This window comes from Bacillus cereus (assembly GCF_015071065.1).
GTDB classification, from domain to species: domain Bacteria; phylum Bacillota; class Bacilli; order Bacillales; family Bacillaceae_G; genus Bacillus_A; species Bacillus_A cereus_BA.
Map to the genome: position 1 here is coordinate 504607 of NZ_VOVA01000002.1, position 19139 is coordinate 523745.

Consider the following 19139-nt stretch of genomic DNA (forward strand, 5'->3'; position numbering starts at 1 on the left):
CTTTTTTGTTTATTAAGACTCTGTTGTAACAACATTTCCGTCTGCGTGAGGTGTATCTCCTCCGGTATTCTGTTGGTGCTGTTCTTCTTCAGCTTTTTTTCTAGCTTCTTCTTCAGCTTTTCTCTTAGCTTCTTCTTCAGCTTTTTTCTTAGCTTCTTCTTGTTGTTTTAGTTTATCTTCATTGGCCTTTTTCTGGGCTTCTTCGTCAGCCTTCTTCTTAGCCTCTTCGTCAGCAGCTTTCTTTTGAGCTTCTTCTTGCTGTTTACGTTGTTGTTCTTGTTGTTTACGCTGATCTTCTTCAGCTTTTTTCTTAGTTTCTTCTTGTTTTAGTGTATCTTCATTGGCCTTTTTCTGGGCCTCTTCGTCAGCTTTTTTCTTAGCTTCTTCGTCAGCCTTCTTCTTAGCCTCTTCGTCAGTTTTTTGCGCATCTGGAGTTCCACCAGGCGCAGTGAAGGATGCACCAACTGCAGGACTTGTTCCAGTACCCTTTTTCGCTACTACAGAGAAGCTGTAAGTAACACCTGGTTTAATACCACCAAGAGTAGCTGTCGTGCCGCTTACTGATAAGCTACCACTAGAACCGTCAGTAGCTTTATAACTTGCTGCGTATGCATCAACATTTGATGATGGTCCAGACCAGTTCAGTGTCACTGTGCTAGCGCCATCGAAAGCAACATTAAGGCCACTAGGCGGATCTACTTTAATTTGTTTAACTGCATCTTTTTTCGCACCTTTTACGTACAATTCTTCATTTAATTCTTGTACAGAAGAAGGGCGTTCGAAACGAGATTTATCTGTAGCGAATTTGCTCATCATTACTTGGAACATTTGCTGAGCAATTCTAGTAGAACGATCTCCAATGTAATTTTCTGCACTATCTTTTTCATAACCAGTCCATACAGCCATTGTATATTGAGGCGTATATCCAGCGAACCAACTATCTCTGTTTGCATCTGCTGGAATACCGTATTTTTTAATAACAGATTCATCAAAGTTTTGTGTTCCTGTTTTACCTGCTACGTCTACTCCTGGAACATACGCTGTCGGACCCGTACCACCAGTACCAGGTTTTACTACGTCACGAAGAACATCAGTAATCATGTATGCTGTATAGTCGTGCATCGCACGTTTTTCTTTCGGTTTAAAGTTTTTCTTTTTTCCATCTGGGAAGATAACTTCTTTTACGAAGTGGGGTTTATTATAAACACCGTCATTCCCAAATGTTGCATATGCACCTGCTAATTCTAGTGGCGAGCTGTCATTACTACCGATTGCAGTAGATTCATATACCTTGCCGTCTTTAAATGTCATTCCTAAATTTTCAGCAAATTCTTGTGACTTATTGAGACCAACTGCTTGAGCTGTCTTTAGAGCAGGAATGTTTAAAGATTTCTTCAATGCTTCACGAAGTGAAACGTCACCTTTATAACTATTTGTTGCATTTCGTATTTTTTTACCTTCAGAATATGTATACTCTGAATCGTTCAGTTGATGATACGTAGACCATTGTAGGTTCTCAATTGCTGGACCATAGTCGAAAATTGGCTTCATAGTTGAACCTACTTGGCGTTTTAAATCGATTGCCATATTATGACCTTTGAAAGTAGATTTACTTTCTTTACGACCAGCGCCGATTGCTCGAACTTCTCCAGACTGAGTATCCATAAATACGAATGATCCTTGGAATTGATCGTTTGGATACTTGATGAGATTCCCATCCATTATTTTATCAGCATAGTCTTGAGCATCAAGATCAAGAGTCGTTTGGATCGTTAAACCGTCCGAACCGATATTTATATCAGGAATTTCTTTTTCAACTTCTTTTACAACTGCATCTAAAAATGCTTGGTATTTCATTTCAGTTACTTCTGAAGATGGAAGAAGTCCTTGTGTTACAGGGATTTGCATTGCATCATTCATTTCTTGTTTCGTTATATACCCGTGTCGGTTCATTAATGTTAATACGATATTACGACGTTTCGTTGCTCTATCAACGTTATCTGGTTTTGTTGGATCATAAATGTTAGGACCTTGGGGTAAACCAGCGAGCATTGCAGCTTCGTGTAGTTGTATGTCTTTTAAATCTTTGCCGTAATATTTTTGGGCAGCTGTTGAAATACCATAAGAGCGATTACCTAAGTTAATCTTATTTAAGTACATTTCTAAAATTTCATGTTTTGAGTACTGTTGCTCTAACTTATAAGATAAGTACCATTCCTGCACTTTTCTCTTTGCAGTTTTGTCCATCGTTAGAAAATAGTTTTTAACTACTTGCTGTGTAATCGTACTACCACCTTGTGAGCCAAAGCCACCAGTGACATTTTCCATAATTGCCATTCCAGTACGTCTAAAATCAATTCCATCATGCTCATAGAAGCGAGCATCCTCAGTCGCAAGGAATGCACTTTCAATTACTTTGGGAATTTGATCGTAAGTAACATGGGTTCGTTTTTCAGCACCGTATTCATAGAAGAAATTCCCGTTTTTATCAAGGAATTTTGTTGATAAAGGATTGACAAGTTTTGATTTGTCTAATTTCGGAGCGTCCTTTACCATAACAAAGAAAGCCGAAACGCCAGCTACGAGGCCGACGATACCAAGAAGTAGACAACCTATAAGGAATTTCTTGAAAAAGGAACCTTTTTTCTTTGGCTTTTCTTCTTTATGAGTTTCTTTCGTTTGATTTTTTACATGATTTCGTTCTGTACGAGAACGATAATTATCTGACATTATACTTTCTCCTACCTTTCATTCTCTCCCCCAAAAGTCGAAAAAAGAGCCTTAGTGATGACTCTATCACGAAAAATAAACCGTGTCTAGTACGCGGATATAATCAATTCGAGGGTGATAACCGCATGATAATAAAGCCCCATGCTCTTCTATTTCTTGTTTTGTAATCGATTTACGTCCACCGGTATTTTGACGATTCCAAAATGCAATAATATGTTTTGCATCTAATAAATAAAATTCATCAAAAAGTGTAAATTTAATAATAACAAATGCAATTCCATTATGAGCGACTACTTGCTTCATATGTTCAATTTGATGAAGGTGGAAGTTTTGAAGTGGAAAACTGGTTTTATTTTTAGTTTCTTTCGCTTCAAAATCGATGTATTTCCCTTTGTATACACCGTTGTAATCTGTTGTAGAAGGTTGTTTGAAATACGCTTCTTTTACCACTGCAGCACTTCGAGCGGGGTAATCTACTTTTACAATTTGAAGAGGTGTAGGTTTTTTATGTACGCATGCAATATTATGGGTTAAGTAATATTGATTGGTGTCATTCAATTCCTCTTCAAGGGACATACCTCTATTACTGTAAGTATGTTTTTTTATTGGTGTTTTATGAGGTTGTGAAGCTTGATCGTACCTTTTTCCATTTGGGTAACGAATGGTCATATTTTGTCCACTCCCAACTTGATAAGAATTACTTACAAAGGTGATTATATCAAAAAATGAAAAAAGATGTGACCTTTTTCAAGAAAGGTATGGTGACTTACTCATGTTTCGATGGAATGATTACGAAAAAATTAAACAGAACCGTAATGATATTTTTTGTACAGAAGAGGAAAAAGCTATAGTTCTTAATATTAAGGAGAGAACTGATGTAGCTAACGTAGATAATATTTCACGTACACAATCTTACCAAGAATATTATTTGAGAAATAGAGAAATTAGGTGGTCTTTTTTAGCAAGTATGGTTTCAAGGAATGGGGGATGGAACATGACAGATTTAGAAGGAGAATATTATTCTAATCTTTTATCTCAAACAGTTAAGAGACGATTATTTCATTTGTATGAGAAAGCCAATTGGCTCATTTTCTTAGATGCATTTCCTCAACTATTACTGTATGAGGAAAGTAAAAAGAGATGTGCGCCGCTCTTTCATTTGTTACAATTTTTCAACATATCAATTTTTATGGAAAAAGAATGGAGATATTTTTGGGAGAAAAGAGATTTAATTAGGCTTATGACGGCCCTTATAATAAATGAACAAAATATAATTCAAAAACCAGTCATTGAGAATACGTATTTTCAAAAACAAGTATTTGATACCGCTCTGTTTAAAGTTCAAGAAATATTTCACGTTAGTGCAGTTATTTTTCCAACGGTGGAAGGGAGAATGTATGGATTTTCAGTTTATCAATTCGAAACGTTGCAAAAACGTATAGAACTTGGGAAGAAATTAGCTTGGTTATTATTTCATTCAAAGTATAAGGATTCTTTTTATAAATTTGCATTGCAAACTAGGCATACGGGGTCGAGGATGGATTATGAATGTAATATAAGGGAGATTAGAAAATCAGGTACGCCGGCCCTTAGAGATGTGTATTCTATTGTAGCTCATGAAAAATTCATTGCAAAAGATTGGTTTAGTGAAGGTGCGGAAACAGATTCGTTATTTTTACTTGAAAAACCTAAGGGGGAAATTAATATAACAGAATGGTATAGAAAGAAGAGGGAGCAAATACATACTCTTTCTATATTAAGTAGTTTTGTTAAAAGAATAGATGAGTTCATGATATAATTAAAAAGAAGTCCCGCCTTCATTATAGGAAGGCGGGACTTCTTAATTTAAAGTAATATGTTCTACAATAAATTACTTTTTAATCCCACCATTTGCGGGTAGTATGACTTTAACCTCAAAAATTAGCGAAAGCAAAGAGGTTAAGGTTAGGTTGGAAATCAGTTGTTTGTAAAAGCCCTTTGATTAAAGTTTAACTTTATGTAGCAGGGAAATTTGGACCATCTAGCTTTGGATTACCAGTCTCAGGTTTGTTTTGTTGCTTGTTTTGTTTTTTCTTTTTTTCGTTTTTATTTTTTGTCATTGTAATACACCTCCTTTTTGTATTGTTACCAGTTCTATTAATGGCATACAAAATGATTTCTTTGACGAATAACAACTAGTTTTGTCATGTGTGCAGGAGTGCTAGATAAATCGGCGAAATTACATGACAAAGGAAAGGCAAAGAAGGGGGCGTTTTATATATGGCGATGGTTCAGAAGGAAGATGTTATGAAAAAAATGGATCAAATGTTAAGTTCTCTCGATTTGCTGGAAATGAATATTGGGATTAGAATGAATCATGCGTTGAAGGATAAGTGTGAAAAAATATGTAATAAGATAGAAATAACAGAAATGCATATCGAGCATATGGAAAATAAATTAGTGCATCACGAAGAAAAAGGGAGCTGGGTAAAGACATTTCAAAACGTCGTAGTGAGTGCATAGTAAGGTGGGAATAAAATGAAGTATGAAGCATTAATCCAGTCCTCGGAAAAGTTAATGCAGTATAATGATGAAGCGAATGTGAAAAAAAGAGAAATTGATGAATATGATTTTTATAAGGATATGAAGCCATTTGTTGATATGGTGGATGAGGAATTAGAGGTGTGGAAAGAATTAGCTTATAGTTGGATCAAGGAAGAAAGCCCGAAGTATATACATGTACAACAAATTGATCAAGTGTACGATAATTTACAAACCAATGCACTACAATGTTTTGTAAATAGAGGAAAAGGTAAACGTTTCTTTGAAACATATCAAGCTATTTCATATACTTTGCAAAATATCGTAGATCAATGTAAGTAACAAGAGGGAAAACCCTCTTGTTTTTTTATGCTTCTGTAATGGTTGTAGGCTTCTTTGCCCCATTTATTTCTAATTCGCGTATTAATGTTCTGTAATCGGATATACATATGTTTCCTTCGAGATAACAATGCCTTGCAAAGTCTAACAATTCATTCATATTTTCTGTGCAGTACCCCTTTTTTTGAGAAAACGCTTGTTTTAAATCCCCTATTACCATGTTGATTCCTCCCCTATGAGAATCTTCCTCCCTATTATCATAGCATGGAAGGGTTTACTTTCTAATTTTTTTAAAAATTTAAACTTCCGACAAAAACAGACAGATACTCCATCACACATTTTGTTTTATAGGTACATATTCTATATGTAGAAACTTATGTAAAGGGGGAGAGAATGCATGTTTCAACAACCTAATGTATATCAGCAAGCAAACCCATATGCACAGCAAAATATGTACCAATATAATGAGGATACATATTTACGATATAATATGTATCCTTTCGAGCCTCATTATGGAAATCAAAGTTATTATCAGCCATTTGAAGTGTCGTTTGGGAATCAACCGCAGCAAGCACATATGAATCAATCGCAACAAGCGCACGTGAATCAGTCGCAACAACCATATATGAATCAACCGCAACAAGCGCACGTGAATCAGTCGCAACAACCATATATGAATCAACCGCAACAAGCGCACGTGAATCAGTCGCAACAACCATATATGAATCAACCGCAGCAAGTGCACGTGAATCAGTCGCAACAACCATATATGAATCAATCGCAACAAGAGCATATGAATCAACCGCAGCAACCGCATATGAGTCAGCCGCAGCAAATGTATACGAATCAACCACAGCAAGCGTATATGAATTCACAAAACTACATGTCGCCATCTCAATATGTAAATCAACAAGCTATGTTTTATCCACCAAAACAACCATATCCAACGATGAATAAACAAAAGCAACAGCAACAGCAACCAAGTCAGTTTTCTAGTTTTGTTTCACAATTTAAATCATCAGATGGTAACTACGATGTAAATAAAATGATGAACACAGCTGGACAAATGATGAACGCGATGAATCAAGTGACAGGGATTGTTAAGCAAGTCGGGGGCTTTTTTGGTAAATAATAGTAGGGGTTGTCTGTAATAGGTATTATGTATGAAATTGGATACTAGACAAATTTCTATGAAATAAATGGGTATATATAACAAGCGGCTTTACCCCCTCGCTCATATTGTAAAGTGTAGTCAGATTTTTTTTAATGAGAGAGGAGAGAAAAAACTATGCATCATTGTCATCCTTGCTTTGGAGGGCATAAGCCTGTAGGACCTATTTGTACGACAGCACCTGTCATTCATCCGACAAAACAATGCGTAACACATTCTTTTTCAACAACGGTGGTGCCACACATTTTTCCAACTCATACAACGCATGTACACACTCAACAAATTAAAAATCAAAGCTTCTTCCCGCAAACAAACTCGAACGTAAACGTTGTAGATCCTGGTGATCCAGGATTTGTTGGTGGATTTGGCGGCGGATGTGGTCCATGTGGTCATGGACATCATCACCATGGACATCATCACCATGGGCATCAAATATCACCATTTGGACCAGGACCGAATGTGTCACCATTTGGACCAAATATGGGACCGAATATATCACCATTTGGACCAAATATGGGACCAAACGTTGGTGGAATGTTTAAAAAGTAAATGATATGTTAGAACTAGCAAAATGCTAGTTCTTTTTTTGTAATTGGAGTGTTGATATGAAAGTTGTTGCTGTAACAGGATATAAGCCATTTGAACTTGGAATATTTAAAAATGATCATCCGGGAGTAGAATGTATAAAAAAGGCGCTGCGTCGTAAATTAACTGCTTTTGTAGAAGAGGGTTTGGAGTGGGTTATTATTAGCGGCCAGTTAGGAGTAGAGCTATGGGCTGCTGAAGTTGTTTTTGAGATTCAAGTAGAATATCCAAATTTAAAATTAGCGATATTTACTCCTTTTTTAGAACAAGAGGAAAGTTGGAAGGAAGATAATCGTGAATATTACGAATTTATTCTTTCGCAAGCAGATCATATTGATAGTATTACGAAACGGAAGTACGAAAGCCCAGAGCAATTTAAATTAAAGAATCAATTTTTTATTGAAAAAAGCGATGCACTTTTAGCTGTATATGATGAAGAAAAGCCTGGGAGCCCTAAATATATTGTAGAAGCAGCTAAGAAAAAAAGAGAAATAGAAAATTATCACAGTTATTTCATTCTTTTTTCTGATTTACAAGATATAATGGAAGAGGAACAGTGGAATAATGCAGAGTGATATGTAATATATTGCTCGTATATTTGATTGACAAAAGGCATTGTTTCTGAAAAAATTTAGTTAATGAAAGTTTGGCAAAAATTTGAGGTGAAGAAAATGATTTCGGATAAAATTAAATTAACGGCGAAAGATATTTTAGAAAAAGAATTTAAAACAGGTATGAGAGGTTATCAACAAGAAGAAGTAGATAAGTTTCTTGATATGATTATTAAAGATTATGAAGCTTTTCATAAGGAATTTGATCAATTAAAACAACAAAATGCTCGTTTGAAACGTGAATTAGAAGAACAAAAAGTAGCGGCAACACAAGTTCCGCAACAACCGGTACAAACACCAGTTGCACAGCCTGTATATAACAATACGAATACGGATATTTTAAAACGTCTATCTAATTTAGAAAAAGCTGTATTTGGAAGTAAGTTATACGAATAATGTAAGGTGATAAAAAGGTTAAAGCATTTTACATAGAAAAAAACATTGCAAAATCTTTTTGTTTCCACTATACTAATGTTTGTCATAACGTTTGGGTAATCGCTGCAACGCCAACGTTGTAGAGGAAAGTCCATGCTCGCACAGCCTGAGATGGTTGTAGTGTTCGTGCCTAGCCAAGTCATAAGCTAGGGTATTCTGGCTGTAAGGCTGGTTTAACGGCAGGGAAAAAACCTAAGTCCTTTCGGATATGGTTTGACTACCTTTAAAGTGCCACAGTGACGAAGTCCTTGAAGAAATGATAGGAGTGGAACGAGGTAAACCCCACGAGCGAGAAACCCAAATAATGGTAGGGGAATCTTTTCCAAGGAAATGAACGATGGGAAAGGACAGGTTTTCATAACCTGTAGATAGATGATTACCACCGGAGTACGAGGCGTGGGCCGTTTGCAGTACAAAGGAACAGAACATGGCTTACAGAACGTTATGAACCAACTATGAAATAACTCAGCTCTCCTTTGTTAGAGGAGGGCTTTTTATTTGTATGAAGTTATAAATTTTGAGTTAAAATGGTGAATGAGAATATTCTTCGTAATATGTAATAATTAATAGGACAACATGTTATTAATTATTGTTTGATTATACATAAGAGGTGAATGCAAATGGGAAAAGTTACTTTAATTGCAACAGCGGCAATGGGTATTGAAGCGTTAGTTGCCCGAGAAGTTCGCGATCTTGGTTATGAATGTGAAGTGGAAAACGGAAAGGTAACGTTTGAAGCGGATGAAAAAGCGATTTGTCGTACGAATTTATGGTTACGTACTGCAGACCGTGTGAAAATTAAAGTCGGCGAATTTAAAGCAACAACATTCGATGAGTTATTTGAAAAAACAAAAGCGTTAAACTGGGGAGATTATATTCCAGAGAACGGAGAATTCCCTGTTATTGGGAAATCTTTAAAATCAACATTATTTAGCGTTTCAGACTGCCAACGTATTGTTAAAAAGGCTGTTGTTGAGAAATTAAAAACAACGTATAGACGCACAACTTGGTTTGAAGAAGATGGTCCGTTATTCCGCATTGAAATTGCAATGTTGAAAGATATTGCAACGTTAACAATCGATGCGAGTGGTGTAGGTCTTCATAAACGTGGATACCGTCTCGAGCAAGGTGAAGCACCTTTAAAAGAAACATTAGCTGCGTCTTTAATTAAGTTAACAAACTGGAAGCCGGATCGTCCTTTCGTTGACCCTTTCTGTGGATCTGGTACCATTCCAATTGAAGCTGCATTAATTGGACAAAATATCGCACCAGGATTTAACCGAGGCTTTGCATCGGATGGATGGGGCTGGGTTGGTAAACAAAATTGGCGCGAAGCTCGTCAAGAAGCTGAAGATTTAGCAAATTATAATCAACCACTGCAAATCATTGGATCAGATATCGATCACCGTATGATAAGAGTTGCCCAAGATAACGCAGAAGAAGTTGGATTAGGGGATCTTATATCATTTAAACAAATGCAAGTAAAAGATTTCACGACAAAAGAGGAATATGGCTATGTTGTAACGAATCCTCCATACGGAGAACGTTTAAGTGAAAGAGCGCTTGTTGAAAAATTATATAAAGAAACGGGAGAGGTATTCCGCCCATTAGATACATGGTCAATGTATTTATTAACAAGTTATGAAGCATTTGAGAAGTGTTACGGAAAAGATGCATCGAAGAAGCGTAAGTTGTTTAACGGCTTTATCCGTACAGATTACTATCAATACTTCGGAAAACGTCCACCGCGTAATTCATAGTATAAAACTCCTCCAGCGCGCATATACTGGCTATTATGTAATGCGTAAAGGAGGAAGTGATATGGATAGTTTCCAATTATCAATGATTCAAAAAGCTATTCACCGTACGTATGATGAGCTCGGAAAAGAAGTGGATAGTCAAGGTGCGATTGTAGATGAAATACAAAAAGCGCAGGAAGAATATTTGTCAGCTCTTTCGCATGAAACAGCAATTGATAAACGTTATTTAAGGTCATTAATATAGAAAAAAATTTTCCTTTTTCGAAAGGGAATTTTTTTTTCGTGTATTTCTATGTATTGCAACAGGGGAAAGTGGCTGCACACATGTGAGTAGCAGTTGCTATATCTTTTTATAGAAAAACTGTTTGGTTGGAGGCTAAGGATGTTTACTGAGAATAGGTTACCATTTGAAGTAGGAAAACAAGATAATTTTTATGATAAGTTGAATGAGTGGATTGGAGATGTGTTTTACGACATTCTTCCGGAAAAAGGCTTTGAAGAGCGTGATGAACAGATTTTTATGGCGTTTCAGTTAGAGCGCGCTTTCCAAGAGAAGAAAGTTATGTTTGCAGAAGCAGGTGTAGGAACAGGGAAAACAATTGTATATCTTCTATATGCAATTTGTTATGCACGTTATACAGGGAAGCCCGCTATTATCGCTTGTGCAGATGAAACGTTAATTGAGCAGCTTGTGAAAGAAGAAGGAGACATTGCTAAGTTATCTGAAGCATTAGGGCTATCTGTTGATGTTAGACTTGCGAAATCAATGGATAATTATTTATGTTTGCGTAAACTTGAAGATGTTATGAGTGGACGAGCTCCAGAAGTAATTGAAGATGTATATTACGAATTACCTCAGTTCGTATTCGATCATGGTACGATGCAGAACTTTACTCACTATGGTGATCGAAAAGAATTTCCACTGTTAAATGACGAGGAATGGTCAAAGGTAAACTGGGATTACTTCCAAGATTGCTTCACTTGTGATTCTCGTCATCGTTGTGGTCAAACACTTTCTCGTGAACATTATCGTAAAGCTGCAGATTTAATTATTTGTTCTCAAGACTTCTATATGGATCATATTTGGACATATGATGCACGTAAACGTGAAGGGCAAATTCCATTGTTACCTGAAAGTAGCTGTGTTGTATTTGATGAAGGGCATCTTGTAGAGTATGCAGCGCAAAAAGCTTTAACATATCGTTTAAAGCAAACGATGATGGAACAACTTTTAACGAGATTGTTACAAAACGATATTCGTGAAGAGTTTGCACATTTAGTAGAAGAAACAATTTGGCAAACTGAACGATTCTTTGAGGTACTACAAGAAAATAAAAAGGAAATTGAAGGTTCTGATCGTTTAAAAATTACTGTAACAGAAAAGGTAACTGCTGAAGCGAATAGACTTTACGCAAAAATCGGTGAAGTTGGTGACGCATTAGTATTTGAAAGCGAAATGTATACAGTAAACACATACGATTTAAATATCGTTGATGAGCATTTAGATGTGTTAGAGCATTCACTTCGTCTTTTCATGCACGAAAAAAATGTAATTACGTGGGGTGAAGAAGGTGATGGTGCCTTCACGTTAGTTATTATGCCGCGTGCAGTTGAAGAAGTGTTACAAGAAAAAGTATTCTCGAAGAAAATTCCGTATATTTTCTCTTCTGCGACATTATCTGACAATGATTCGTTTGCATTTACTGCAAATAGTCTAGGGGTAAAAGATTACTTATCATTCTCAGTTGCTTCGCCGTTTGATTATGAAGAGCAAATGACAGTTAACTTACTTCCGTATACGAAAGAAAATGAATGGGAAAGAAAGTGTCAATATACACTTGAAAATATACAAAAAACAAATGGACGTACACTCGTATTATTCCGTACAACGCAAGAACTTGCAGCGTTTAAAGAATATGTAAGTAAAGAGCAAATGTCAGTTCCGTTCCTATATGAAGGAGATCAAGAAATTAGTCAGCTCGTTTCTCGTTTCCAAAATGAAGAAGAGACTGTACTTTGTGCCGTTCATTTATGGGAAGGTTTAGACATTCCAGGTTCATCATTATCACATGTTATTATTTGGTCATTACCATTCCCTCCAAACGATCCTGTGTTTGAGGCGAAGCGTAAACATGTGAATGATCCATTCTGGGACGTAGATGTGCCTTATATGATTTTACGTCTTCGCCAAGGAATTGGACGTTTAATTCGTACAAGTGAAGATAAAGGTGCTATATCATTATTCTTATCAGATAATGAAGATGAAAAAGTGATAGAAGCAGTGAAGAAAGTGCTTCCGGTAGAAGGAAAAGTACTTTAAGCGAAAAATGTTGTAGGGAAAAGTTTGGCATTTGCCAAGCTTTTTTTCTATTAGAAAAGGAATTTATGTGTTAATGTCGAAATAAGGTTGAGGTAGAAAAAGGAGGTTTTTTATACTATGACAGTTGCTACATATGAAGTAGAAAAACAATTTTTAGCATATGTGAAAAAGATAGAAAATTATGGAGAAGCATTAAGCTTAATGTTTTGGGATTTAAGAACAGGTGCACCAAAGCAAGGAGTAGACCAGCGTTCAGAAGTAATTGGAATGCTTTCATCCGAAGTGTTTGCGATGTCGACTTCAGATGAGATGGGGAACTATTTAACTGAACTAGAATCTTTAATTGTTGAAAATAAACTTTCTGAAACGACAAAGAAAATGGTTGAAGAGTGTCGCAAAGAATATGATAGAAATAAGAAAATTCCACAAGCGGAATATGAAGCGTATGTGAAATTAGAAGCGAAAGCGGAAAGTGTATGGGAAGAAGCTCGCGAAAAATCTGACTTCGAAATGTTCCGTCCGTATTTAGAAAAAATTGTTGAATTCAAAAAGAAGTTTATTACATATTGGGGTTACGAAACGTACAAATATAACACGCTATTAGATATGTATGAGCCGGGAATCACAGTAGAAGTGTTAGATCATGTATTTGGTCAACTACGTGAACGTATCGTTCCGCTTGTAAAAGAAATTTCTGAGTCTAAAAAAGAATTAAAAACAAATGCTTTATCCGAACATTTTTCAAAAGAAAAACAAAAGAATTTTACTTTAGAGTTATTAAAGCAATTGAACTATAGCTTTGAAGCGGGTCGTCTTGATGAAACGGTACATCCTTTTGAAATTACATTAAATAGAGGGGATGTTCGTATTACGACTCGTTACGATGAGAAAGACTTCCGTATGGCTGTTTTCGGCACGATTCATGAATGTGGTCATGCTGTATATGAGCAAAATGTTGCAGAGGAACTAGAAGGAACACCGCTTTGCAGTGGAACATCAATGGGGATTCATGAGTCACAATCGTTATTCTTTGAAAACTTCATTGGCCGTAATAAGTCGTTCTGGAAGAAAAACTATGATTTGTTAAAGCGATATAGCGACGGTCAATTTGACGGCGTATCAGTAGACGAGTTTTATGATGCGATTAATGAGTCAAAACCATCCTTTATCCGTATAGAAGCAGATGAGCTTACATATCCGCTTCATGTTATGGTTCGTTATGAGCTAGAGAAAGAATTATTCGATGGCACACTGCAAGTAAAGGACTTACCAGCGGCATGGAATGATAAGATGGAAACGTATTTAGGTATTCGTCCAGAGAATGATGCGCAAGGTGTATTACAAGACGTTCACTGGGCTGGCGGTTCATTTGGATACTTTCCATCTTATGCGCTTGGGTATATGTATGCAGCGCAATTTAAACATAGGATGCTAAAAGATATTCCAAACTTTGATGCATTATTAGAAGAAGGAAACGTGACGCCAATTCGTGAATGGTTAACAGAGAATATTCACCAATACGGCAAAATGAAAAAGCCACTTGAAATTTTAAAAGATGTGACAGGCGAAGGTTTAAATGCAAACTACTTAGCTGATTATTTAGAAGCTAAATATAAAGAGATTTATGAGTTATAAAACAGGAGCTGCTTAATTGCAGCTCTTTTTTTAAAGGGGATGGGAGAATGGATTATACATATACAGTAATGACGCAAGAAGAAGCAGAGGAAATTGCATACAACTGGCATTATGAAGGGAAGTATTCTTTTTATGATATAGAGGCAGATCAAGAAGATTTAGATGAGTTTTTAAATGATGAGAGTAGAGGGGCCGATACATTTGCTGTGAAGGAGCGTGGTACTCTCATTGGGTTCTTTAGCTTTTGTAAAACAAATAATCAAACGATTGATATAGGACTTGGAATGAGACCTGATATAACAGGCAATGGATTAGGTTTACAGTTCGTAAAAGCTGGATTAGATTTTAGTAAAGAAAAATATAACTGTGACTATATAACATTATCGGTAGCGGTATTTAATGAAAGGGCAATCAAAGTATATAAAAAAGCAGGATTCGAAGCAGTTGGGACATTTATTCAAAAAACGAATGGCAGTTGTTTTGAGTTTTTGAAAATGAACTATATATGTAAAAATGATTAAGAAACAGAAGGGGGCTTCTGTTTTTTTATTTTGATGTAGTTAGAAGTTTTGAAATTTTGGAAGAGGATGTGTATGATTGAAGTTTAGTAGCAAATAGCAAGTTTAGTAAGGAGAGGTAGAGGTAGTATGATTACAATTAAAACGAAAAATGAAATAGATTTGATGCATGAATCGGGGAAGTTACTAGCTTCTTGTCATAGAGAAATCGCAAAAATGATGAAACCAGGTATCACTACACAAGAAATTGATACGTTTGTTGAAGCATATTTAGAAGAGCATGGTGCCAGATCCGAACAGAAAGGGTATAACGATTATCCATACGCAATATGTGCATCTGTGAACAATGAAATGTGTCATGGGTTTCCAACAGATGTTCCTTTAAGTGAAGGAGATATTGTGACAATTGACATGGTAGTAAACTTAAATGGTGCGCTTTCGGATTCTGCATGGACGTATATAGTTGGAGATATTTCTGATGAAGCAAAAAGGTTATTGTTAGTAGCAGAGAGTGCTTTATATAAAGGGATTGAGCAAGCAATAAGTGGTAACCATGTTGGAGATATTGGATACGCAATTGAAAGTTATGTAGCCTCTGAAGGGTTTTCTGTTGCAAGAGACTTTACTGGACACGGAATTGGTAAAGAAATTCATGAGGAACCAGCAATTTTTCATTTTGGTAAGCCAAGGCAAGGACCGGAATTACAAGAAGGAATGGTAATTACAATTGAACCTATTGTAAATGCCGGTATGCGATATTCTAAAGTAGATTTAAACGGATGGACTGCACGGACGATGGATGGGAAATTATCTGCACAATATGAGCATACAATTGCGATTACGAAGGATGGGCCTATCATATTAACGACGTTGTAATATGATAGGGAAGAGTTCGGAAAACTCGAACGAAAATGGTGTTTTTATAAAATTTGTACGTGTTTTTACGATAAATGCTTTTCAAAGTGAAAAAAGTGCGTTATAATCCTTCTATAAATAAATAAATAAGTTAGCTACACTCATATAATCGCGGGGATATGGCCTGCAAGTTTCTACCGAAGTACCGTAAATACTTTGACTATGAGTGAGGACGAATATATTTGCTTGTTTAGCATTCTTTTTTGCGAAACTCCAAAAGCACGTCTCTCACTTGTAACGAGTGGTGGCGGCTTTTGGAGTTTTTTATTTGCATAAGAGGAGGAACTAACATGAAAGTATTACAAGAAAAGATTTTGAACGAAGGAAAGGTTTTATCTGGTGATGTATTAAAGGTAGATGCATTTTTAAATCATCAAATTGATCCAGTACTTATGCAAGAAATCGGAAAAGAATTTGCTAAGCGTTTTAAAGAAGAGAACATTACAAAAATCGTGACGATTGAATCTTCAGGCATTGCGCCAGCGGTTATGGCTGCTTTAGAGCTTGGTGTAAAAGTAGTTTTTGCAAGAAAGCGTAAATCGTTAACGTTACAAGATAATATGTATGTTGCGAAAGTATACTCATTTACAAAACAAGAAACGAACGAGATTTCATTATCTCGAAATCATATTGATGAAAATGATCATGTATTAATTATTGATGACTTTTTAGCAAATGGTCAGGCTGCTTTAGGTTTAATGAGTTTAGTAGAGCAAGCCGAGGCAAGTATTGCGGGAATTGGCATTGTTATTGAAAAAGCATTTCAAGATGGAGGAAAGAAACTGCGTGAACAGGGAGTTCGTGTTGAATCACTAGCAGAAATTGCATCACTTGATAACGGCACCGTTACATTTGTACAGCAAGAAACTGCGGAGGTGAACTAACGATGAAGCAGCACCCATTTAAAATTGCATCGCTTGGCATTCAGCACATGCTTGCCATGTATGCTGGCGCAATTATTGTTCCGCTTATTGTTGGCGGGGGACTTGGTTTAAATCAACAAGAATTAACGTATTTAGTATCGATTGACTTATTAATGTGCGGCGTAGCAACGATTTTACAAGCATTATCAAATCGCTTTTTCGGTATTGGGCTTCCGGTTGTACTTGGTTGTACATTTACAGCGGTGGGACCGATGATTGCAATTGGTAAACAATACGGCGTGTCCTCTATATATGGAGCAATTATTGCAGCGGGATTATTTGTTGTTATTTTCGCGAAATTATTTGGGAAACTTGTAAAACTGTTTCCTCCTGTTGTAACAGGATCTGTCGTTACAGTCATTGGGGTTACACTTGTTCCGGCAGCTATTAATGATATGGCTGGAGGAGTTGGAAGCAAAGATTTTGGAAGTTTAGAAAATTTAGCTTTAGCATTTGGTGTTTTATTATTTATCATTATTATGTATCGTTTCTTTGACGGATTTATCCGTTCAATCTCTATATTACTTGGTCTTTTGTTCGGTACAATCGTTGCAGCATTTATGGGGAAAGTAAGCTTGCAAGCGGTTGGAGAGGCAGATTGGTTCCACGGTATTCAGCCTTTTTACTTCGGTACACCAACATTTGAACTAACGCCAATTATTACGATGATTCTCGTTGCTTGCGTAGGAATTGTGGAAGCAACAGGTGTATATTTTGCATTATCTGATATTTGCAATAAAAAGATCGGTGAAAAAGAATTAACAAAAGGTTATCGCGCAGAAGGATTAGCAATGGTTCTAGGTGGTATTTTTAACGCATTTCCATACACAACATATTCTCAAAACGTAGGCCTTGTTCAATTAACTGGAGTAAGAAATCGCGTTATTATCTATACTTGTGGTGGTATGTTAATTGCTCTTGGGTTTATTCCTAAAATTGCAGCCATTACAACAATTATTCCGAAATCAGTACTTGGCGGTGCGATGTTAGCAATGTTCGGCATGGTAATGGCGTATGGCATTAAAATGTTAAGCAGTGTTGATTTTGGAAAACAAGAAAATTTATTAATTGTTGCATGTTCTGTCGGAATTGGACTTGGTGTTACAGTCGTTCCAACGTTATTCTCACAACTTCCGGAAAATATTCGTATTTTAACAGATAACGGAATTGTACTTGGAAGTGCATCAGCAGTACTTTTAAATATTGTATTTAATATGGTGCCGCAGCGTAAAGTAAAAGAAGAGCCAGTTCCGATGCAAAGTGCAGTAAGAGAAGCATAGAAAAGCAAGGTCTCATCAAGAGACCTTGCTTTTCTTTTTAAGTGGCATCATCTTTCCGTACGTACCAAGGCGCCAAATATATTCAAGTGGCCCGTATTGATAGCGAGAAAGCCACCAGCGACTAATAAAGATTTGTAACGTATAGAAACCGATGCAAAATAGTGGCCCGACCCATAATGGAGCGGGATAATAATTTTTGAAAAATAGACCGAATACAAGTAACGTAATAATCGTATGCGTGATGTAATTTGTTAACGCCATTCGTCCGACATATTGGAATGGTCGTAATAATTTTTGCCATCTTTCTTTTTGTAATAAACGCATCAGTGTGAAAATGTAGAAGATGAATAATGTTTTTCCGCTTATCATCGTAATGCCCATAAGGGTAAATGGTATATAAGGTTGGTTGTTAATAAAGAAGTGAATCATAATAAACCACATCGGCAATGTTAAAATGAACATAATAATTTGCCATTTTTTTAGTTTTGGATCTAATTCTTTTGCGCGACGGAAAATATCTTTTTTACCAGCGTATAATCCGAGTAAAAACAATCCTAGTGTTTCAGGAAGCATAATGAAACTGTTTCCTATTGCTTCAGAATAGAAAGAATGGAATCTGTCTTCGATTTGTAAGCCCCAGTTTTCTAACGGTATAATTGCTGAGGAAAGGTCTAATTCATTTAACGGCACTAGTGCCATTAGAAGAGAACCTAATAATGTGAACAATTGCATGAAACTTAATAGTACAATTGCCCATATTAAAATAGTACGTGGCTCTCTCTTATAAAATAGAAATAAAAAAAACCCAGTGATTGCATAAGTATGTAAAATATCCCCGTCCCATAAAAGGACGTAATGCAAGAAACCGAATAATAATAAAATGAGAAGACGGCGAACAAACAAAGTTTTTGGACGATCTGTTTTCGCCTCAGCACGATTCATAAAAATATAAAAACCTAATCCGAATAAAAACGAAAAAATTGTATAAAATTTCGTTTGAATAAACATATCGTAAAATAGGCGGATGTAGCTGTCTATCCCTTCGTAAATTCCTGAAATGTCACGTGAGTCAACCCCGGCGATAACGGGCCAGTTAACAAGAAAAATACCAAGTACAGCTATTCCTCTAATAATATCGATGGAGTGTATCCTCTCGCCTTGTGAAATATTTTGTGTCATTATTTTCCTCCTTGTTAAGTAATTCCCTTTTATTATACAAAATGTAAAGGGAAGGGTATATAGGTTATTTCCAATTTTTAAAACTGTTAAGATGTGTGTTATGAGATATAATAAGAGTGCACAACAAGTTTTAAACTTCTTTAAAACAGGCAGTAAAGCTCCTTTTCCCGAAGGAGCTTTCTTTTTTAGAAATTTGTTGATAATGATTCTCTTTAATG

Annotated in this window: 21 protein-coding genes, 1 other RNA gene and 1 riboswitch; of the genes, 16 read left to right on the forward strand and 6 right to left on the reverse strand. The window is 36.1% G+C overall.

Going from position 1 to position 19139, the window contains the following annotated elements:
- Nucleotides 1-12: 12 nt before the first annotated feature.
- Together FT637_RS08630 and recU are read right to left on the reverse strand one after the other, a co-directional pair.
- On the reverse strand, nt 13-2730 hold the full coding sequence (locus FT637_RS08630; RefSeq protein ID WP_193645914.1) for a PBP1A family penicillin-binding protein: 2718 nt from the start codon (nt 2728-2730) through the stop codon (nt 13-15).
- A gap of 66 nt (nt 2731-2796) precedes the next feature.
- On the reverse strand, nt 2797-3399 hold the full coding sequence (recU, locus tag FT637_RS08635; protein ID WP_105583987.1) for a Holliday junction resolvase RecU: 603 nt from the start codon (nt 3397-3399) through the stop codon (nt 2797-2799).
- A 103-nt stretch (nt 3400-3502) separates the two neighbouring features.
- Here recU and FT637_RS08640 point away from each other — a divergent pair, with 103 nt between their 5' ends.
- Nucleotides 3503-4528 (forward strand): DUF2515 domain-containing protein, encoded by a 1026-nt coding sequence (locus FT637_RS08640; RefSeq protein WP_193645915.1) that lies wholly within the window; start codon nt 3503-3505, stop codon nt 4526-4528.
- A 196-nt stretch (nt 4529-4724) separates the two neighbouring features.
- On the opposite strand, the gene FT637_RS30450 is transcribed toward FT637_RS08640, so the two are convergent.
- Nucleotides 4725-4904, reverse strand: coding sequence for a phage portal protein (locus FT637_RS30450; RefSeq protein WP_319805943.1), 180 nt, complete (start codon nt 4902-4904; stop codon nt 4725-4727).
- Between the two features lie 85 nt (nt 4905-4989).
- Here FT637_RS30450 and FT637_RS08645 point away from each other — a divergent pair, with 85 nt between their 5' ends.
- Nucleotides 4990-5232, forward strand: coding sequence for a hypothetical protein (locus FT637_RS08645; protein WP_193645916.1), 243 nt, complete (start codon nt 4990-4992; stop codon nt 5230-5232).
- A gap of 15 nt (nt 5233-5247) precedes the next feature.
- A complete protein-coding gene (locus FT637_RS08650; RefSeq protein WP_193645917.1) occupies nt 5248-5592 on the forward strand; it encodes a YppE family protein in 345 nt (114 codons plus the stop codon).
- A gap of 25 nt (nt 5593-5617) precedes the next feature.
- Here the strand turns inward: FT637_RS08650 and FT637_RS08655 are convergent, their stop codons facing one another.
- Nucleotides 5618-5809, reverse strand: coding sequence for a YppF family protein (locus FT637_RS08655; RefSeq protein ID WP_193645918.1), 192 nt, complete (start codon nt 5807-5809; stop codon nt 5618-5620).
- 190 nt (nt 5810-5999) lie between these two features.
- Nucleotides 6000-6260 carry a spore coat protein gene (locus FT637_RS30565; protein ID WP_413773223.1) on the reverse strand — a complete coding sequence of 87 codons (261 nt, stop codon included), beginning with the start codon at nt 6258-6260 and terminating at the stop codon, nt 6000-6002.
- Here FT637_RS30565 and FT637_RS08660 point away from each other — a divergent pair.
- The 13 genes from FT637_RS08660 (at nt 6167) to pbuX (ending at nt 17742) form a co-directional block, all read left to right on the forward strand.
- Nucleotides 6167-6721 (forward strand): YppG family protein, encoded by a 555-nt coding sequence (locus tag FT637_RS08660; RefSeq protein WP_413773224.1) that lies wholly within the window; start codon nt 6167-6169, stop codon nt 6719-6721. The two genes, FT637_RS30565 and FT637_RS08660, sit on opposite strands and share 94 nt — an antisense overlap.
- A gap of 156 nt (nt 6722-6877) precedes the next feature.
- Nucleotides 6878-7309, forward strand: a complete 432-nt coding sequence (locus FT637_RS08665) for a CotD family spore coat protein (RefSeq protein WP_193645920.1) — start codon at nt 6878-6880, stop codon at nt 7307-7309.
- A gap of 56 nt (nt 7310-7365) precedes the next feature.
- Nucleotides 7366-7920 (forward strand): DUF1273 domain-containing protein, encoded by a 555-nt coding sequence (locus FT637_RS08670; protein WP_193645921.1) that lies wholly within the window; start codon nt 7366-7368, stop codon nt 7918-7920.
- 96 nt (nt 7921-8016) lie between these two features.
- Nucleotides 8017-8352, forward strand: coding sequence for a cell division regulator GpsB (gene gpsB, locus FT637_RS08675; RefSeq protein WP_000622426.1), 336 nt, complete (start codon nt 8017-8019; stop codon nt 8350-8352).
- An 87-nt stretch (nt 8353-8439) separates the two neighbouring features.
- Nucleotides 8440-8831, forward strand: an RNA gene (rnpB, locus tag FT637_RS08680) — RNase P RNA component class B.
- Between the two features lie 180 nt (nt 8832-9011).
- Nucleotides 9012-10151, forward strand: coding sequence for a THUMP domain-containing class I SAM-dependent RNA methyltransferase (locus tag FT637_RS08685; protein ID WP_193645922.1), 1140 nt, complete (start codon nt 9012-9014; stop codon nt 10149-10151).
- A gap of 61 nt (nt 10152-10212) precedes the next feature.
- A complete protein-coding gene (locus FT637_RS08690) occupies nt 10213-10395 on the forward strand; it encodes a DUF3921 domain-containing protein (RefSeq protein WP_002168776.1) in 183 nt (60 codons plus the stop codon).
- Between the two features lie 138 nt (nt 10396-10533).
- Nucleotides 10534-12471, forward strand: coding sequence for an ATP-dependent DNA helicase (locus FT637_RS08695; protein ID WP_193645923.1), 1938 nt, complete (start codon nt 10534-10536; stop codon nt 12469-12471).
- A 117-nt stretch (nt 12472-12588) separates the two neighbouring features.
- Nucleotides 12589-14106: a carboxypeptidase gene (gene ypwA / locus FT637_RS08700; protein WP_193645924.1), complete on the forward strand. Its 1518-nt coding sequence runs from the start codon at nt 12589-12591 to the stop codon at nt 14104-14106.
- Nucleotides 14107-14153: 47 nt separating this feature from the next.
- Nucleotides 14154-14627: a GNAT family N-acetyltransferase gene (locus FT637_RS08705; RefSeq protein WP_193645925.1), complete on the forward strand. Its 474-nt coding sequence runs from the start codon at nt 14154-14156 to the stop codon at nt 14625-14627.
- A gap of 126 nt (nt 14628-14753) precedes the next feature.
- Nucleotides 14754-15500, forward strand: coding sequence for a type I methionyl aminopeptidase (locus tag FT637_RS08710; RefSeq protein WP_044438057.1), 747 nt, complete (start codon nt 14754-14756; stop codon nt 15498-15500).
- Between the two features lie 120 nt (nt 15501-15620).
- Nucleotides 15621-15722, forward strand: a riboswitch (purine riboswitch).
- Nucleotides 15723-15829: 107 nt separating this feature from the next.
- Complete coding sequence (locus tag FT637_RS08715) at nt 15830-16423, forward strand: xanthine phosphoribosyltransferase (RefSeq protein ID WP_070141561.1); 594 nt, start codon at nt 15830-15832, stop codon at nt 16421-16423.
- Between the two features lie 2 nt (nt 16424-16425).
- Nucleotides 16426-17742: a xanthine permease PbuX gene (gene pbuX / locus FT637_RS08720; protein ID WP_002126498.1), complete on the forward strand. Its 1317-nt coding sequence runs from the start codon at nt 16426-16428 to the stop codon at nt 17740-17742.
- Nucleotides 17743-17757: 15 nt separating this feature from the next.
- Here the strand turns inward: pbuX and FT637_RS08725 are convergent, their stop codons facing one another.
- Complete coding sequence (locus tag FT637_RS08725; protein WP_193645926.1) at nt 17758-18921, reverse strand: DUF418 domain-containing protein; 1164 nt, start codon at nt 18919-18921, stop codon at nt 17758-17760.
- Between the last annotated feature and the right edge of the window lie 218 nt (nt 18922-19139).

What these genes read in the sequence shown, in the direction of transcription:
- FT637_RS08630 (WP_193645914.1), bottom strand. Translation starts at nt 2,730, where the DNA reads ATGTCAGATAATTATCGTTCTCGTACAGAACGAAATCATGTAAAAAAT.
- recU (WP_105583987.1), bottom strand. Translation starts at nt 3,399, where the DNA reads ATGACCATTCGTTACCCAAATGGAAAAAGGTACGATCAAGCTTCACAA.
- FT637_RS08640 (WP_193645915.1), top strand. Translation starts at nt 3,503, where the DNA reads ATGTTTCGATGGAATGATTACGAAAAAATTAAACAGAACCGTAATGAT.
- FT637_RS08645 (WP_193645916.1), top strand. Translation starts at nt 4,990, where the DNA reads ATGGCGATGGTTCAGAAGGAAGATGTTATGAAAAAAATGGATCAAATG.
- FT637_RS08650 (WP_193645917.1), top strand. Translation starts at nt 5,248, where the DNA reads ATGAAGTATGAAGCATTAATCCAGTCCTCGGAAAAGTTAATGCAGTAT.
- FT637_RS08655 (WP_193645918.1), bottom strand. Translation starts at nt 5,809, where the DNA reads ATGGTAATAGGGGATTTAAAACAAGCGTTTTCTCAAAAAAAGGGGTAC.
- FT637_RS08660 (WP_413773224.1), top strand. Translation starts at nt 6,167, where the DNA reads ATGAATCAATCGCAACAAGCGCACGTGAATCAGTCGCAACAACCATAT.
- FT637_RS30565 (WP_413773223.1), bottom strand. Translation starts at nt 6,260, where the DNA reads ATGGTTGTTGCGACTGATTCACGTGCGCTTGTTGCGGTTGATTCATAT.
- FT637_RS08665 (WP_193645920.1), top strand. Translation starts at nt 6,878, where the DNA reads ATGCATCATTGTCATCCTTGCTTTGGAGGGCATAAGCCTGTAGGACCT.
- FT637_RS08670 (WP_193645921.1), top strand. Translation starts at nt 7,366, where the DNA reads ATGAAAGTTGTTGCTGTAACAGGATATAAGCCATTTGAACTTGGAATA.
- gpsB (WP_000622426.1), top strand. Translation starts at nt 8,017, where the DNA reads ATGATTTCGGATAAAATTAAATTAACGGCGAAAGATATTTTAGAAAAA.
- FT637_RS08685 (WP_193645922.1), top strand. Translation starts at nt 9,012, where the DNA reads ATGGGAAAAGTTACTTTAATTGCAACAGCGGCAATGGGTATTGAAGCG.
- FT637_RS08690 (WP_002168776.1), top strand. Translation starts at nt 10,213, where the DNA reads ATGGATAGTTTCCAATTATCAATGATTCAAAAAGCTATTCACCGTACG.
- FT637_RS08695 (WP_193645923.1), top strand. Translation starts at nt 10,534, where the DNA reads ATGTTTACTGAGAATAGGTTACCATTTGAAGTAGGAAAACAAGATAAT.
- ypwA (WP_193645924.1), top strand. Translation starts at nt 12,589, where the DNA reads ATGACAGTTGCTACATATGAAGTAGAAAAACAATTTTTAGCATATGTG.
- FT637_RS08705 (WP_193645925.1), top strand. Translation starts at nt 14,154, where the DNA reads ATGGATTATACATATACAGTAATGACGCAAGAAGAAGCAGAGGAAATT.
- FT637_RS08710 (WP_044438057.1), top strand. Translation starts at nt 14,754, where the DNA reads ATGATTACAATTAAAACGAAAAATGAAATAGATTTGATGCATGAATCG.
- FT637_RS08715 (WP_070141561.1), top strand. Translation starts at nt 15,830, where the DNA reads ATGAAAGTATTACAAGAAAAGATTTTGAACGAAGGAAAGGTTTTATCT.
- pbuX (WP_002126498.1), top strand. Translation starts at nt 16,426, where the DNA reads ATGAAGCAGCACCCATTTAAAATTGCATCGCTTGGCATTCAGCACATG.
- FT637_RS08725 (WP_193645926.1), bottom strand. Translation starts at nt 18,921, where the DNA reads ATGACACAAAATATTTCACAAGGCGAGAGGATACACTCCATCGATATT.